1 protein-coding gene is annotated in these 716 nt (G+C 41.6%); it reads left to right on the plus strand.

Annotated elements, in window-relative coordinates; translation table 11 throughout:
* Positions 1–118 precede the first annotated feature (118 nt).
* The coding region (locus A3762_RS01415; protein ID WP_156493113.1) for an NAD(P)/FAD-dependent oxidoreductase at positions 119–716 on the plus strand (598 nt) is incomplete at its 3' end.

The raw sequence follows: 716 nt of genomic DNA on the forward strand, positions 1-716 counted from the left end.
GAATGGATTGATCTAGTTTGTGAATTGATCAGTAAAAAAAACTTTACGTTGTATACATAGTGTAACTTTACGTTGTATAGTTGTCGGCATTGTAAGGTGATAATCATGGTCTATACGTATGTCGAACCTAGAAAAATATGATGCGGTTATAATTGGAGCAGGGAATGGCGGGCTGACAGCTGCGGCGACTCTAGCGCGAGGTGGCGCGAAAACTTTGCTGCTTGAACGGCACAATATTCCTGGCGGTTGCGCGACCTCTTTTGTGCGAGGCGATTTTGAATTCGAAGTTGCCTTGCATCAATTGAGCGGTTTAGGGACAGAAAAAAATCCTTTCATCATGCGCAAGATTTTTAACGAATTAGGTGTGATGGACAAAGTGGAGTTTGTTGAAGAGCACCACCTCTATCGTATGACGATTAAAGATGAGTTCGATATTACCTTGCCTGCTAGTTGGAAAGGCATTCGAGAAGTTCTCATCGAAAATTTCCCCGATGAAGAACAAGGTATCAAAGATTACATGTTGCTCTGTGAGCGTGTTGTTCTTGAGAGCTTTATGGGTTTTAAAGCTGCGCTCAAGATGAATAGCGAAGACATGCTTATGAAAAACAGCAAGCATTATGCGGAGCATGGTTTGCGTTCTGCTAAATCTGTTTTGGATAAGCATTTTTCTGACGAGCAATTAAAAACTCTATTGGCTGCTTACTGGTGTTATTTGG

It is taken from the genome of Oleiphilus sp. HI0125 (assembly GCF_001635355.1).